The sequence below is a fragment of the Streptomyces rubrogriseus genome, assembly GCF_027947575.1.
In the GTDB taxonomy this organism is placed as follows: domain Bacteria; phylum Actinomycetota; class Actinomycetes; order Streptomycetales; family Streptomycetaceae; genus Streptomyces; species Streptomyces rubrogriseus.
Window position 1 is genome coordinate 2,887,923 of the sequence record NZ_CP116256.1, and the last position, 14,473, is coordinate 2,902,395.

At 75.3% G+C, this 14,473-nt stretch carries 12 protein-coding genes and 1 pseudogene; 10 read left to right on the forward strand and 3 right to left on the reverse strand.

The window, feature by feature from the left end; all coding sequences use genetic code 11:
* Positions 1-22: 22 nt before the first annotated feature.
* Complete coding sequence (locus Sru02f_RS13230; RefSeq protein WP_109030215.1) at positions 23-1,246, reverse strand: 4-hydroxybenzoate 3-monooxygenase; 1,224 nt, start codon at positions 1,244-1,246, stop codon at positions 23-25.
* Positions 1,247-1,407: 161 nt separating this feature from the next.
* Here Sru02f_RS13230 and Sru02f_RS13235 point away from each other — a divergent pair, with 161 nt between their 5' ends.
* From Sru02f_RS13235 to Sru02f_RS13245, 3 genes are all read left to right on the forward strand, one after another.
* Positions 1,408-2,814 (forward strand): hypothetical protein, encoded by a 1,407-nt coding sequence (locus Sru02f_RS13235; RefSeq protein ID WP_109030216.1) that lies wholly within the window; start codon positions 1,408-1,410, stop codon positions 2,812-2,814.
* A 139-nt stretch (positions 2,815-2,953) separates the two neighbouring features.
* Entirely contained in the window at positions 2,954-4,198 is a 1,245-nt protein-coding gene (locus Sru02f_RS13240; RefSeq protein ID WP_109030217.1) for an AAA family ATPase, read from the forward strand.
* Between the two features lie 14 nt (positions 4,199-4,212).
* Entirely contained in the window at positions 4,213-5,580 is a 1,368-nt protein-coding gene (locus Sru02f_RS13245; protein WP_244941757.1) for a vWA domain-containing protein, read from the forward strand.
* Positions 5,581-5,592: 12 nt separating this feature from the next.
* On the opposite strand, the gene Sru02f_RS13250 is transcribed toward Sru02f_RS13245, so the two are convergent.
* A complete protein-coding gene (locus Sru02f_RS13250) occupies positions 5,593-6,000 on the reverse strand; it encodes a CoA-binding protein (protein ID WP_109030219.1) in 408 nt (135 codons plus the stop codon).
* Between the two features lie 149 nt (positions 6,001-6,149).
* On the opposite strand from Sru02f_RS13250, the gene Sru02f_RS13255 reads away from it, so the two are divergent.
* The 4 genes and pseudogenes from Sru02f_RS13255 to Sru02f_RS13270 all read left to right on the forward strand — a co-directional run bounded on the left by Sru02f_RS13255 (position 6,150) and on the right by Sru02f_RS13270 (position 11,935).
* Positions 6,150-6,893: a hypothetical protein gene (locus tag Sru02f_RS13255; RefSeq protein ID WP_174855017.1), complete on the forward strand. Its 744-nt coding sequence runs from the start codon at positions 6,150-6,152 to the stop codon at positions 6,891-6,893.
* 71 nt (positions 6,894-6,964) lie between these two features.
* Positions 6,965-7,591, forward strand: a complete 627-nt coding sequence (locus Sru02f_RS13260; protein ID WP_109030221.1) for a YigZ family protein — start codon at positions 6,965-6,967, stop codon at positions 7,589-7,591.
* A gap of 183 nt (positions 7,592-7,774) precedes the next feature.
* The gene (locus tag Sru02f_RS13265; protein ID WP_109030222.1) at positions 7,775-8,938 is read left to right on the forward strand and encodes an exonuclease SbcCD subunit D; all 1,164 of its coding nucleotides are present in this window, start codon (positions 7,775-7,777) and stop codon (positions 8,936-8,938) included.
* Positions 8,935-11,935, forward strand: a pseudogene (locus Sru02f_RS13270) (AAA family ATPase). Before Sru02f_RS13265 ends, Sru02f_RS13270 begins: the two are co-directional and overlap by 4 nt.
* A gap of 32 nt (positions 11,936-11,967) precedes the next feature.
* Here the strand turns inward: Sru02f_RS13270 and Sru02f_RS13275 are convergent.
* Positions 11,968-12,414 (reverse strand): Lrp/AsnC family transcriptional regulator, encoded by a 447-nt coding sequence (locus Sru02f_RS13275; protein WP_007447234.1) that lies wholly within the window; start codon positions 12,412-12,414, stop codon positions 11,968-11,970.
* 121 nt (positions 12,415-12,535) lie between these two features.
* Here Sru02f_RS13275 and Sru02f_RS13280 point away from each other — a divergent pair, with 121 nt between their 5' ends.
* From Sru02f_RS13280 to Sru02f_RS13290, 3 genes are read left to right on the forward strand one after another with little or no spacing between them, the layout of a single operon-like run.
* Positions 12,536-13,027, forward strand: a complete 492-nt coding sequence (locus Sru02f_RS13280) for a rhodanese-like domain-containing protein (protein ID WP_109030224.1) — start codon at positions 12,536-12,538, stop codon at positions 13,025-13,027.
* Positions 13,028-13,048: 21 nt separating this feature from the next.
* Positions 13,049-13,567: an immunity 21 family protein gene (locus Sru02f_RS13285; protein WP_109030225.1), complete on the forward strand. Its 519-nt coding sequence runs from the start codon at positions 13,049-13,051 to the stop codon at positions 13,565-13,567.
* A 53-nt stretch (positions 13,568-13,620) separates the two neighbouring features.
* The gene (locus Sru02f_RS13290) at positions 13,621-14,466 is read left to right on the forward strand and encodes an SDR family oxidoreductase (RefSeq protein ID WP_109030226.1); all 846 of its coding nucleotides are present in this window, start codon (positions 13,621-13,623) and stop codon (positions 14,464-14,466) included.
* Positions 14,467-14,473 lie beyond the last annotated feature (7 nt).

Consider the following 14,473-nt stretch of genomic DNA (forward strand, 5'->3'; position numbering starts at 1 on the left):
GCCGTCCCGGCCGTCCGGGCGCTCAGTCGGCGGTCCGCACACCGAGGTACCGCTCGGCGAACTCCGCCGCCGCGGCCGGTGAGGAGAACAGGCGCCGCAGCCGGGCCAGCGCGGCACCCGCGCGGTAGGGGTCCCCGGACGCCGTGCCGTGGTACATCTCCGCGAGCCACTGGGAGAACTCCTGGTAGTCCCACACCCGGGCGAGACACGCGTCCGAGTAGCCGGCCAGTGCGGAGTCCTCACCCTGCGTCAGGGACGCGACCAGCCCGTCGCCGAGCAGGAAGGCGTCGTGCAGGGCGAGGTTCAGCCCCTTGGCGGCGATGGGCGCGGTCAGGTGGGCCGCGTCCCCGGCCAGGAAGAGCCGCCCGAAGGTCATCGGCTCGACCACGTAACTGTGCATGTCGAGCACGCGCTTCTCGATCAGGCGCCCCTCTGCGAGCGGTGGTGCGCCCGCCGCGCCGAGCCGTACCCGCAGCTCGGCCCAGACCCGCTCGTGCGGCCAGTTCTCCGGGTCGTCGCCCGGCGGACACTGGAGGTAGTAGCGGGTCACCTCGGGGCTGCGCGCCATGTGCCCGGCGAAGCCGCGCGGATGCATGCCGAACACCACGCAGTCCGAGGACGGCGGTGCCTCGGCCAGCAGCGCCAGCCAGCCGACGCCGTAGTCGTGACGGGCGAGGCGGACCCGCCCGGCGGGCAGCGACGCGCGCGTCACGCCGCGGGCACCGTCGCACCCCGCGACGAAGTCCGCCTCCACGAACCGGCGTTCACCGGAGTCGGGGCAGACGTACGACACCGTCGGCCGGGCGGACCCGGCGCCGTGCAGGCGCACGTCCCGGACGCCGAACCGGATCTCCCCGCCGCGCACGTCCGCGTACTCCCGGACCAGGTCCGTCACCAGGAACTGCTGCGGGTAGACGAAGTGATGGCGCCCCGTCAGCCCGGTGTACCCGAAGCGGTACCGCTCCCCGGCGAACCGGAACTCGCACTCGGTGTGGGCCTGCGCCCGCTCCAGCAGGGTCCGTGCCAGCCCGCGCCGTTCCAGCCCGCGCACGGCCCACTCCTCGATGACACCCGCCCGCGGCCGGTGTTCGACGACTTCGCGGGTCTCGGTCTCCAGCACCAGGCAGTCGACACCCGCGGCGCGCAGGATGTTGCCGACGGTCAGCCCGGCCGGGCCCGCGCCCACCACGACGACTGAAAAGCGGTGCGGCGCCGCTGAGTTGGGAAGCCGGGAGGGTGCGGTCACGCGGACATTATGGCGGCGGTGCACGGGCCACCGGAACGGTCGCGACGGCCCTCCCCGCGGGAAAACACCTGGCGGGCCCGGCCGGCGCGGCTTATGCTCCCCGCGATGACTACTCCTCCTTCCGGCAGATTGGGGGACCCGTCCGCGCAAGGTGAGTGCTGATGGCCACTCACTTCGTGAACGGGGACTCCGACTCCCGCCTTTCCTTCTGGCAGCGCGTGCGCGAGTTCGCCGTGCCGCCCTCCATGATCGAGACCGCGACCGCGCGCCGCCGTGCCGGGGACTGGGCGGGCGCGTGCGCCGCCGCGGCCGTCGACGTCGACCTCGACCTGCGCTCCGTGGCCCGCACCCACGGCCGCTCCCTCGCCTCCCGGCTCCGCATCGACCTGCGGCACCTCGCTCCCGACCTGCTGCGCTGGCACATGCCGAGGATCGCCCCGGACGGACTGCTGCGCCCGGGCCTCACCCTCACCCTGGCCCGCTACGCCACCGAGGGCCGCGACGGCGTAGGGCCGGTGCATCTCGTCGCCCGTACCCCACCCGCCTGGGCGGACGGCGGTCAGCGCGTCAGCCTGGCCCTGTGGGACTGCTCGGGCGCGGACGCCGGTCCCGCACGGCACCCGCATCCCCGGCCGAGCAGACGCTTCCGGCTCGACCTGCACCGTCACCTGTGGGACGCGCGCCGAACCGATGAGCTGCGCCTGCGCTCGGGCGCCGACCTGCCGCCGTCCGCCGACGGCCCCTCCGAAACCGCCGGCCCGTGGGGAGCTGTGCCGCCGGGGCTGCGCTGCGCCGTGGGCCGGTGGGAGGCCGAGGCGCGGATCCTGCTCCGGGCCGAGGACACCGGCGGCGGGACGGTCGTCGTACGGGTCGGGTCCGGACAGCGGCTCGCCCTGGAACTGGACGCGGACGAATCCCCCTCGGCCACGGCGCCGCGGATCGTCGCGGTGCCCACCGGCGGTGCCGTGTCCGCGCTGCCGGTGCTCCCCGACGCGGCCACCTGGGTACTGCCCGACCTGGAACTGGTGCGCGCCGGTGCGATCGAGGCCGATCGGCTGCACCCGCTGGTGGCCCCCGCCCTGGTACCGGACCGGGCGCCGGGCGCCCGGCTCCGGACACCGGATCCGGTGATGGGGCCGCGGGTGGTGGACTGCCGGGGAGCCAGGCACCGGATCGGCCTCGTCGACGGGGTGCTGGCGGCGCTGGACCACGATCCGGCCGAGAGCCGGCGGGAGGAACTGCTCGCCGCGCTGACCGGCACGCCGTTGCCCTGCTTCCAGGTCATCGACGAGGCACACCGACGTCCGCAGTGCCTCCCCGACATCCGCGAACGCCTCAACCACGGGGACACCGCCGGTGCCCTCGCCGCCGTCGAGGCCCTGCTGGGACCCGCCGCACGGCTGCGCGACGGCGACCTGCGGGACGACCTGGAGGCCGCCGCGCTGCGGCGGGTCGCCCACGGGCTGTTCCGCGCGGGCCTCGACGAGCCCGCTCCGGGACGCCTCGCCCCGGACCCGCACCGGCCCCGCGAGGGCCGCTCCCGCCCTCGCCACGCGACGTTCGACTGACCCCGGGGACCGCGGACGTCTTGGCCGCACCGACCCCTCCGCGCCGACCCCTCCGCGCCGACCCCTCCGCGCCGACCCCTCCGCGCCGGACCCCTCCCACGACCGACTGCCCTCGCTATCGACTCCCAGGTGATGACAAATGACGACATGTTCTCCCGCCGTTCCCGCCCAGCTCGACGTCGCCGGTGACCTGCTGGCGCTGCTGCGCGACACGACCACCGAACCCAGGCCCGACATCCAACTGGAGGCACTCACCCTGGCCGTGGCGGCCGACCTCCCCGTGCTGCTCTGGGGAGAGCCGGGGATCGGCAAGACCGCGGCCCTCACACAGCTCGCCACGGCCCTCGATCTGCCGCTCACCACCGTGATCGCCAGCGTGCACGAGCCGTCCGACTTCTCCGGGCTGCCCGTAGTCGGCGACGACCCGGCGGAACAGGGCGTTCCGATGGCCCCGCCGGACTGGGCCGTGCGCCTGGTGCGGGCCGGCCGCGGGCTGCTGTTCCTCGACGAGCTGTCCACCGCGCCGCCCGCCGTACAGGCGGCGCTGCTCCGGCTCGTCCTGGAACGCCGGATCGGCGCGCTCCGGCTGCCGCCCGGCGTCAGGATCGTGGCCGCCGCCAACCCGCGGTCCTCGGCGGCCGACGGCTGGGAGCTGAGCCCGCCGCTGGCCAACCGGTTCGTCCATCTCCAGTGGACCCACGACCAGGACGTCGTCGTACGGGGCCTCGGCGGGACCTGGCCGCGGGCGGCCCTGCCGAGCCTCGACCCGGGCGGGCTGCGCGGGGCGGTGCGTTATGCGCGCCGCGCGGTGTGCGAGTTCCTCACCGCCCGCCCCGGACTCGTGCACCGGCTGCCCAGTGGTGAGACACGCCGGGGCGGTGCCTGGCCGTCGCCCCGGAGCTGGGAGATGACCCTGTGCCTGATCGCCTTCGCGACCGCGGCCGGCTCGTCCAGGGAAGTGCTCTCCCTGCTGGTGCGGGGCACGGTGGGGGACGGTCCCGGCCTCGAACTGATGGCGAGCCTGGACCGGATGGACCTCCCGGACCCGGAGACCCTGCTCGCCGACCCGGCGGGTGCCGTACTGCCCGAACGGGGAGACCTCCGGCAGGCCGTGCTGGACGGGGTGGTCGCCGCCGTGCGCAAACGACCGGAGAAGTCCCGGTGGGACTCGGCGTGGACGCTGCTGGCCCGGGCGATGGAGACCGGCGCCCCGGACGTCGTGGTCGTCCCGGCGACGACCCTCGCCACGCTGCGGCAGCAGGACTGGGACATCCCTGCCTCGATCGAGCGGCTCGCCGGGGCCATGTCCCTCTCACGGCGCGCGGACCGAGCGGCCGACCGCGCGGCGGCACGGCTCGCGGGTACCGCGAAGACGGGCCGATGAAGCGGACGAAGCCGATGACATCAGCCAAGCCGCTGAAGCCGCTCAAGCCGGTGAACCCGCTCAAGCCGATGAACCCGCTCAAGCCGGTGAACCCGGCGAAGCCGACGCCGAGCCCGGTGACGGCCGAGCCCGACCGGGTGCGGGTCGACCTCGACAAGCTCTTCGCCGCCCGGTTGCAGGCCGCCCGGGCCCGGCCCTATCTGGCGACGGCGCTGTTCGCCCTGCACGTCGTCCCGTCGCGCCGGGTGCCGACGATGGCCGTCGACCGGTACTGGCGGTGCTATGTCTCCCCGGTCTTCGTGGACCGCACGCCCGTGGAGGAACTGGCCGGCGTGTGGGTGCACGAGGTCTCGCACCTCCTGCGCGACCACCACGGGCGCAGCGACCGGGTGGCCCGCGAGCGCGGGCTGACCGGGCCGTCGGAACGGCTGCGGATGAACATCGCCGCGGACTGCGAGATCAACGACGACGTGTTCGGCGACGGACTGGTCCGTCCGGAGGGCGCGGTCGATCCGGCGTTCCTGCAACTGCCCGAGGGTCAGCTCATGGAGGACTACCTGAGTCTGTTCCGGCTCGGGCGGCTCACCGAGGGCCTGGCCTGGCTGGACTGCGGCAGCGGTGCCGACGGCCTCGACAGGGAGTGGGACCTCGGCCCGGACGGTGCGGACGGCCTCAGCGAGCAGGAACGGGACGCCGTGCGCTTCCGGGTGGCCCGCGGCATCAGCGCCGCCCCGGGGAGCGCCCCGAAGGGCTGGCGGCGATGGGCGGAGAAGGTGTTCCACCCGGCGCAGCCCTGGCGTCAGTTGCTGGGAGCGGCGGTCCGTTCGGCGACCTCCTCGGGCGGCGCGGGCGAGGACTACACGTACGGCCGGCCGTCGCGCCGCTCGGCGGGAACACCCGGAGTGGTGCTGCCCAGCCTGCGCCGCAGACCGCCCCGGGTCGCCGTGGTCATCGACACCTCCGGATCGGTCAGCGACGCCGAACTGGGCAGCGCCCTGCTGGAGGTCGCCGCGATCGCCCGTGCCGTCGGCGGCCGACGCGACCTGGTCAGCGTCGTGCCCTGCGACGCGGCGGCCCGCCTGGCGCACTCGCTGTGCCGGGACGAGGGGATCGAGCTGGTGGGCGGTGGCGGCACGGACCTGCGCACCGGCTTCGCCAAGGCGCTCGCGGCACGCCCGGCGCCGGACGCCGTCGTGGTGCTGACCGACGGGCAGACGCCCTGGCCGGAGACGCGGCCGGCGTGCCGGACGGTGGTGGGTCTGTTCCCCCGGGAGCGGACCGGCGGCTCCTGGAACGAGGACGACCCCGAGTACGTCCCCGACGCACCGCCCGACTGGGCCCGCGTGGTGGTCATCCAGTCGGGTCCGGGCGCCGGCCGGTGAGCCCCGGCGCGCTCAGCCCAGCCGCGGGATCTCGATCGCCGGGCATCGGTCCATCACCATGGCCAGGCCCGCGTCCCGGGTCCGCCCGTACGCCGCCTCGTCGACCACACCGAGCTGGAACCAGACCGCCCGGGCACCCTTGGCGACCGCCTCGTCGGCGACCGCTCCGGCCAGTTCGCTGTTGACGAAGACGTCGACGACGTCCACGTCGAACGGGATCTCCGCGAGCGACGCGTACCCCTGCTCCCCGTGCACCGACTCCGCCTTGGGGTGTACGGGGACGACGCGCTTGCCGAAGCGCTGCAGCGCCTCGGCGACGCCGTACGCCGCGCGCTGCCGGTTGTTCGACAGGCCGACCACGGCCCAGGTGTCGCCCAGCTCGGTGAGGATCTTGCGGACGGTTGCCTCGTCGCCGTACACCGGCGGCCTCCTCGTGCTCCCGGGCGACCCGCGGATCGGGCCACCCGTTCGGGACAACGGACGGCGACGTGCCGGGATTCCCCCCGGCCTAAGGGGTGCGGCGAGCGCGCCCCTGTGCGCCACCGCGTCGCCGCGCCTACGCTCGCCTCGTGCTGCGCATCATCGACGCCCGGACCGGAGAAACCGCCCCCGCCGCCCCCGCCCGACGGGCGCCGACCCGTGTCGAGGCGCACGTGCCGGGGCGTGACGCCACCGCCCTGCGCGTGCTGCTGGTCGCGGACCTCCTGGTGCGCGCCCTGGAACTCGACAGCACGCCCGCGTGGGCCGTGCTGACCGGCGCCTCGGAGCGGGACGGGCCGCGCAAGGAGGCCGCCGCCCTCGGCATCCGGCCCTTCGAGGACGGTACGGCCGGACCCGGACCGGGCACCGGGCAGGGCGTCCGCGTCGTGAGCGAAGCAGAGGATGCGGGCGAGGGCGAGGGCGGGGGCGGGGACGCACAGGGCATGACCACGGTCGCCGTCGCCCCCGTGCACCCGGCCGTTCCCGACCTCGCCGACCCCGACGCCGTGCGCCTCGCCCTGCTGGAACGGCACCACCACACGCGCGTGGAGCTCGACGCGACCGCGCTGGACGAGGCCCGCGCCACCCTCGCGGAGCTGCGCGGGGCGGTCGCCGACTGGGCCAGGCAGCCCTCGCGGCCGGTCCCGGGAGAGCTGCGCGACCGGCTGCGGGCGGCCTGGGAGGACGACCTGGACGCCCCCGGCGTGCTGCGCGTCCTGCGTCGGGTGGCGACCGACCCGGACCTCCCGGACGGAGCCCGGTTCGAGGTCTTCGCGTACGCCGACCGGTTCCTCGGCCTCCACCTCACCCGGGACGTCGGGTCCCCGCCGTGACCGGGGGCGCCGCCCCGCGCCCCGCCGATGCCCCCGGGGAACGCGGCACGGCGAGCGCATAGGCTGGCCGGATGCAGGACGAGTACCGCACGGTCGCCCGCGCGGGTGTGCACGAAACCGAGATCAACCGCTCGCGCTTCCTGTGCGCCCTCGCCCCGGCCGCCACCGAACAGGACGCCCAGGCGTTCGTCGCGGGCGTGCGCAAGGAGCACGCGGACGCCACCCACAACTGCTGGGCGTACGTCATCGGCGCCGACGCCGGGGTCCAGAAGGCGAGCGACGACGGTGAGCCGGGCGGCACCGCGGGCGTCCCGATGCTCCAGATGCTGCTGCGCCGCGACATGCGGTACGTCGTCGCCGTCGTCACCCGCTACTACGGCGGCGTCAAGCTCGGCGCGGGCGGCCTCATCCGCGCCTACGGCGGCGCGGTCGGCGAAGCCCTGGACGACCTCGGCACCCTCACCCGGCGCCGGTTCCGGCTGGCCACCGTGACCGTCGACCACCAGCGGGCCGGCAAGCTCCAGAACGACCTGCGCACCGCGGGCCGCGCGGTGCGCGACGTGCGGTACGCCGAGGCCGTCACCATCGAGGTCGGTCTGCCGGAGGCCGACGTGGACACCTTCCGCTCCTGGCTCGCCGACGCCACCGCCGGATCGGCCGGGTTCGAACTGGGCGGAGAGGCGTACGGCGACGCCTGACGAGACCGAGCGAGCAGCCCGGCCGGTCAGCCGGGGGCTGCCGGGACCGCCGGCGACCACGAGGGGCAGTGGTGAAGCAGGTGCCGGCAGGCGCTAGCGTGGTGGGGGCCGGTCCGGGCCCCCGGGCCGGCTTGTACCGGTTTCCGGTGCCATCAAGAGAAATATGCTGGTCAGGGCCCATTCATGAGATTGCTGCACACTTCCGACTGGCATCTCGGCCGGGCGTTCCACCGGGTGAACATGCTCGGCGCCCAGGCAGAGTTCGTCAGCCACCTCGTCGAGACCGTGCGCGAGCACTCCGTCGACGCCGTGGTGGTGTCGGGAGACGTGTACGACCGGGCGGTGCCGCCGCTCGCCGCCGTCGAGCTGTTCGACGACGCCCTGCACCGCCTCGCCGGGCTCGGTGTGCCGACCGTGATGATCTCCGGCAACCACGACTCGGCCCGGCGTCTCGGGGTCGGCGCCGGGCTCATCGACCGCGCCGGCATCCACCTGCGCACCGACCCGGCGGGCTGCGGCACCCCGGTGGTGCTGGGCGACGCCCACGGGGACGTGGCCTTCTACGGGCTGCCGTATCTCGAACCGGCGCTGGTCAAGGCCGAGTTCGGCGTCGAGAAGGCGGGGCACGAGGCCGTGCTCGGCGCCGCCATGGACCGGGTGCGCGCCGACCTCGCCACGCGCGCGGCGGGGACCCGTTCCGTCGTCCTCGCGCACGCCTTCGTCACCGGCGGTGAGCAGAGCGACAGCGAGCGGGACATCACCGTCGGCGGGGTCGCCGCCGTGCCCTCCGGTGTCTTCGACGGCGTGGACTATGTCGCGCTGGGGCATCTGCACGGCTGCCAGACCCTCACCGAGCGCGTCCGCTACTCCGGCTCCCCACTGCCGTACTCCTTCTCCGAGCACCGGCACCGCAAGAGCATGTGGCTCGTCGATCTGGACGCCGACGGGACGGTCACGGCCGAGCGGGTCGACTGCCCGGTGCCGCGCGCGCTGGCCCGGCTGCGCGGCACGCTGGCGGACCTGCTCGCCGACCCGGAGCTGACCCCGCACGAGGACGCGTGGGTCGAGGCGACCCTCACCGACCCGGTCCGGCCGGACGAGCCCATGGCCCGGCTCACCGAGCGCTTCCCGCACACGCTCAGCCTCGTCTTCGACCCCGAGCGCGCCCCCGACGAGCCCGGGGTGTCCTACGCCCGGCGCCTCGCCGACCGCAGCGACCAGCAGATCGCGGAGGACTTCGTGACCCACGTGCGCGGCGCCGGACCCGACGACCACGAGCAGGCCGTGCTCCAGGACGCCTTCGACGCGGTACGCGCGGACGAGACCGTGCGGGAGGTGGCCCGGTGAGGCTGCACCGGCTGGACATCACCGCCTTCGGGCCCTTCGGAGCCTCGCAGAGCGTCGACTTCGACGACCTCTCGGCCGCCGGGCTGTTCCTGCTGCACGGCCCCACCGGCGCCGGCAAGACCTCCGTCCTCGACGCCGTCTGCTACGCCCTGTACGGCTCGGTGCCCGGCGCCCGGCAGGGCGGCAGCGGCCAGGGCATGACGCTGCGCAGCGACCACGCGGCCGTGGGCACCCGCACCGAGGTGCGGCTGGAACTGACCGTCGCGGGACGGCGGTTGGAGATCACCCGGCAGCCGCCCTGGGAGCGCCCGAAGCTCCGCGGCAAGGGCACGACCGTCGACAAGGCCCAGACCTGGCTGCGCGAGTACGACGCCACGACCCGCGCCTGGAAGGACCTCAGCCGCTCCCACCAGGAGATCGGCGAGGAGATCACGCAGCTGCTCGGGATGAGCCGCGAGCAGTTCTGCCAGGTCGTGCTGCTCCCGCAGGGCGACTTCGCCCGCTTCCTGCGCGCCGACGCCGAAGCGCGCGGCAAGCTGCTCGGCCGGCTCTTCGACACCCGCCGGTTCGCCGAGGTCGAGAAGCGCCTCGCCGAACGACGCCGCACCACCGAGGCCCGGGTGCGTGAAGGGGACGCCACGCTGCTCGCCGACGCGCACCGGATGCAGCAGGCCGCCGGCGACGCCATGGCGCTGCCGGAACTGGCGCCGGGCGAGCCGGGGCTGGCCGAGGCGGTACTCGAAGCCGCCGCCGTCGCCCGCGGCACCGCCCGCGAGCTGCTGACGGTCGCCGACTGCTCGGCTCACCGCCGCCGAATCCGCCCAGGCCGGCGCCGAACGCCGGCTGGCCGACGCCCGCGAACTCGACCGGCTCCAGCACCGGTTCGCCGAAGCGCGGGAACGGGCCGCACGGCTGGCGGAGCGGGCCGACGCCCACCGCGCCGCCGAGGAGCGCATGGAGCGGGCCCGCAAGGCCGAGGCGGTGGCTCCCGCCTTGGAGCTGCGGGACGCCGCCGACAGCGAGCACCGCGGGGCGGCGGCCGCGGAGGCAAGCGCGCGTGCCCTGCTGCCGCAGGCCCTCGCCGATGCCGGTGCCGCCGGGCTCGCCGCCGCCGCCCGCCGGGCCGCCGAGGAACTGGGCGGCCTCGAGTCGGCCCGTCGCGCCGAACGACGCCGCGCCGAACTGGTCGAGGAGCGGGCCGGCCTCGACCGCCAGGAACGCGCCGACGACGAGGTCCGGCAGGACGCGGAGACCTGGCTCGCCGACTGGGAGACCACCCGCGCGAGACTCCAGAGCCGCGTCGACGCCGCTCAGGAGGCCGCCGCCCGCGCCGAACAGCTCGCCCTGCAGCGCGAACCGGCGCGGCGCAGGCTCGACGCCGCCCGGCGGCGCGACCGGCTCACCGACGACACCGAAGAGGCACGGCGGCGGGCGCTCGCCGCGGCGGAGGACGCCGTCGAGGCCCGCGCCCACTGGCTCGACCTCAAGGAACAGCGACTGCACGGTATCGCCGCCGAACTCGCCGCGAACCTCACCGACGGCGCGCCCTGCGCGGTGTGCGGCGCCACCGAACACCCCGCCCCCGCGCGCAAGACCGCCGGGCACGTCGACCGCGACGCGGAGGAGCGCGCCCTGGCCGGCCACCAGGCCGCCGACGAACGGCGCGCGAAGGCCGAACGGCACCTGGGCACCGTACGGGAGGCGCTCGCCGCCGCCACGGCGGAAGCCGGTGACGCGGCCACCGACCGGCTGGCCGAAGAGGCCGGGGAACTGGAGGGGGCGTACGCGCGGGCGCGGGCGACCGCTTCCACCCTGCACGCGGCGCAGGAGGAGCTGCGGCGGGCCGAGGGCGAACGCGAGCAGCGTGTCGCCGCCCAGCAGCAGGCCGTCGTACGGTCCGCCTCCCGGGTCGCGGGCCGTGACCGGCTGGAGCGGGAACAGGCCTTGCTGGAGGAGGAGTTGGCGCGGGCGCGGGACGGCGCCGAGAGCGTGACGGCGCGGGCGGCGCAACTGGAGCGACAGGCGGCGCTGCTCACCCGGGCCGCCGAGACCGCCCGCCTCGCCGAGGACACCGCCCAGCGGCTCAAGGACGCCGACGCCCGGCTCGCCGACGCCGCCTTCCGCGCCCGTTTCGACACCCCCGCCGACGCGGCCGCCGCCCTGCTCGACGACACCGCCCACCGCGAGCTGCAACGACGGCTCGACGCCTGGCAGTCGGAGGACGCCGCGGTCCGTGCGGTCCTCGGCGAGGCCGACACCGCCGAGGCGGCCCGGCGACCGCCCGCCGACCTCGCCGCGGCCGAGCGTGCCGCCGCCGACGCGGGCCGCCGTCTGCGCGAGGCGTCCTCGGCCCGCGACGCCGCCGCCCGGTGCTGCGCCGAGCTGGACCGGCTGTCCGCGCACGCCACCACCTCCGTGCGCCGGCTCGCCCCGCTGCGCGAGGAGCACACCCGGGTCGCCCGCCTCGCCTCGCTCGCCGCGGGCACCTCGGCGGACAACGAACGCCGGATGCGCCTGGAGTCGTACGTACTGGCCGCCCGCCTCGAACAGGTGGCCGCCGCGGCCACCGCCCGCCTGCTGCGCATGTCCTCCGGCCGCTACACCCTCGTCCACTCCGACGGCCGCACCGGCCGCGGCCGCAGCGGCCTCGGCCTGCACGTCGTCGACGCCTGGACCGGACGCGAGCGCGACACGGCCACCCTGTCCGGCGGCGAGACGTTCTTCGCCTCGCTCGCCCTCGCGCTCGGCCTCGCCGACGTCGTCACCGACGAAGCGGGCGGCGTCCGACTGGACACCCTCTTCATCGACGAGGGCTTCGGCAGCCTCGACGACCAGACCCTCGACGAGGTCCTCGACGTCCTGGACGCCCTGCGCGAGCGGGACCGCAGCGTCGGCATCGTCAGCCACGTCGCCGACCTGCGCCGCCGCGTCCACGCCCAACTCGAGGTCGTGAAGGGGCGGTCGGGATCGGTACTGCGCCAGCGGGGCGCCGGCTGAGCAGGCCGTCCCGGTGGTGTCTCCGGCGGCCCTCAGCGGCCCAGCGGTCTGCGGGGGAGCGGTGAGGAGTAGACGACGCTCGTGGTGACCGACCCGAGGGCGCTGATCCGGCCGGACACCTCCTCCAGGTGCCGCATCGAACGGGCCGCGACCTTGATGACGAAGCAGTCGTCGCCCGTGACGTGGTGCGCCTCCAGGATCTCCGGCGTGACCGCGACCAGGTCGTGGAACGGCTTGTAGTTGGCGACCGGGTAGCGCAGCCGCACGAACGCCAGGATCGGCAGGCCCAGCCGCTCGGGGTCGACGACCGCCGCGTACCCCTGGATGATCCCGGCCTCCTCGAGCCGCCGCACACGCTCCGTCACCGCGCTCGCGGACATCGAGACGGCACGGGCCAGTTCGGCGAAGCTGGCCCGCCCGTCCCGCTGGAGCGCTTCGAGGATGCGCCAGTCGGTGCCGTCCGGGGAATACTCGGTCATCCGGCAGAAGTAGCACGGATTCCCTGGTCGGACAAGGAGTAGACCGGGGAAACACCCTTCATACGGCACGGCGTGGTGCATAGATTTCTGGCTGGAAGATTCGCCGAGGAGAGGCCCCACCATGAGCGTCACCACCGCCGTCGCCGGGCACGTCAACCCCGTCCTGCGCGTGGCCCCCGCGCCGCCCGTTGAGGCCGCCGCGTACTTCCGGGCGAGCCTCGCCTTCCACACCGACGTCTCCGACGTCGCCGGCGCCCTCGCGGCCGGCGGTGACCCGGGGTTCGTGCTCGTCGACTGCCGCTCCACCGAGTCCTGGGACCAGGGCCACGTGCCGGGCGCCGTCCACCTGCCCACGGCGCTCGTCCCCGAGCGGGCCGGGGAACTCCTCGACCCCGCGGTGCCGGTGGTGACGTACTGCTGGGGTCCCGCCTGCAACGGTGCGACGCGCGCCGCCCTCGCCCTCGCCGAACTCGGTTACCCCGTCAAGGAGATGCTCGGCGGGTTCGAGTACTGGGTGCGCGAGGGCTTCGAGTTCGAGACGTGGCGGGGCGCCGAGCGAAGTGCCGCCGACCCCTTGACCGTTCCGGTGGACGCGGCCGACTGCGGTTGCTGATCGGCGTGTAGGTTCTGCCGCATGGTGCGATACGCGGAGCCGGGCGCGGTGGAGTGGGTCGAGTCGGGCGGCGGGCCGCTGATCGCGGTACCCGAGACGGTCCTGCCGTTCTGGACCGGCGCCGACGGCGAGGAGACGGACTCCGACTACGACCGGGCCTGCGAGGTCGACGGCCACGTCGGACTGCTCCCGGTCGGCGACTCCACCGCCCTCGTGCTCGGCGACGAACCCGCCTCCACCGCCTACCTCCCCGACCACGGCGCCTTCGTCCGCTGGTGCGCCGCGGACTCCGAGGACGAGGTGCTGGCCGGGGTACCCGCCGCCCTCGGCACCGCCGAGTGGCAGCCCGAGGTGTCCTGGCGCGTACCGGGCCCCGTCTTCCTGTTCGACGCTGCCTGGCCCGGCGCCGCGTCGGACCGCGCCGGCCGGGTGCGGGTCGCGCTGGACCCCGGCCGGTACGCGGTGCGCGCGGCCGAGGTGCGTCCCGGCCCGGAGACCTGGCTGAGCCTCGTACACCTGCGGCGGCTCGCCGACCGGTAGCCGGGACGAAAACGACGTGCGGGGCGGTCGCGGTCCGCCCATCATGGGTGCCCATGCCACGACTTCCGCACCCCGCCCCCGAAGACCTGCGCCGCGACCCGCTGCCCCTGCGCGGCCGCACCGCCCTCGTCACCGGAGCCAGCCGGCGCGGCGGCATCGGCCACGCCGTGGCCCGGCGGCTCGCCGCGTACGGAGCGAGCGTCTACCTGCACCACCACGTCCCGCACGACGCCGCCATGCCCTGGGGCGCCGACCGCGTGGAGGACGTGGTCGACTCCGTACGCGCGGCGCTCGGCGACCCGGAGGCCGCCGTGCACGCGGGCCCCGGTGACCTCACCCGCCCCGACGCGCCCGGCGAACTCGTCGCCACCGCCGCCGAAGCGCTCGGCGGACGGCTGGACGTCCTCGTCGCCAACCACGCGCTCAGCGGGTCCGACGGCACCCTCGACACCGTCGACGCCGCCATGCTCGACGCCCACTGGCAGGTCGACACCCGATCGGTGCTGCTGCTCATCCAGGCATACGCCCGCCACCGCGCCGCCCTGCCGCCGCGCACACCCGGCGGACGGGTGGTGATGATGACCTCCGGCCAGGACATCGCGGGCGGCATGCCCGGCGAGATCGCCTACGCGCTCCAGAAGGGCGCGCTCGCCTCCGTCACGCGCTCCCTGGCGACCACCCTCGCCGAGCACGCCGTCACCGTGAACACCGTCAACCCCGGCCCCGTGGACACCGACTACCTGACCGGCGAGGACTACGACGCCGTCGCCGCGCGCTTCCCCGCCGGGCGGTGGGGGATGCCCGACGACCCGGCCCGGCTCATCGCGTGGCTCGCCACGGACGAGGCGGACTGGATCACCGGTCAGGTCGTCGACTCGGAGGGCGGCTTCAGACGGTGAGGCGACC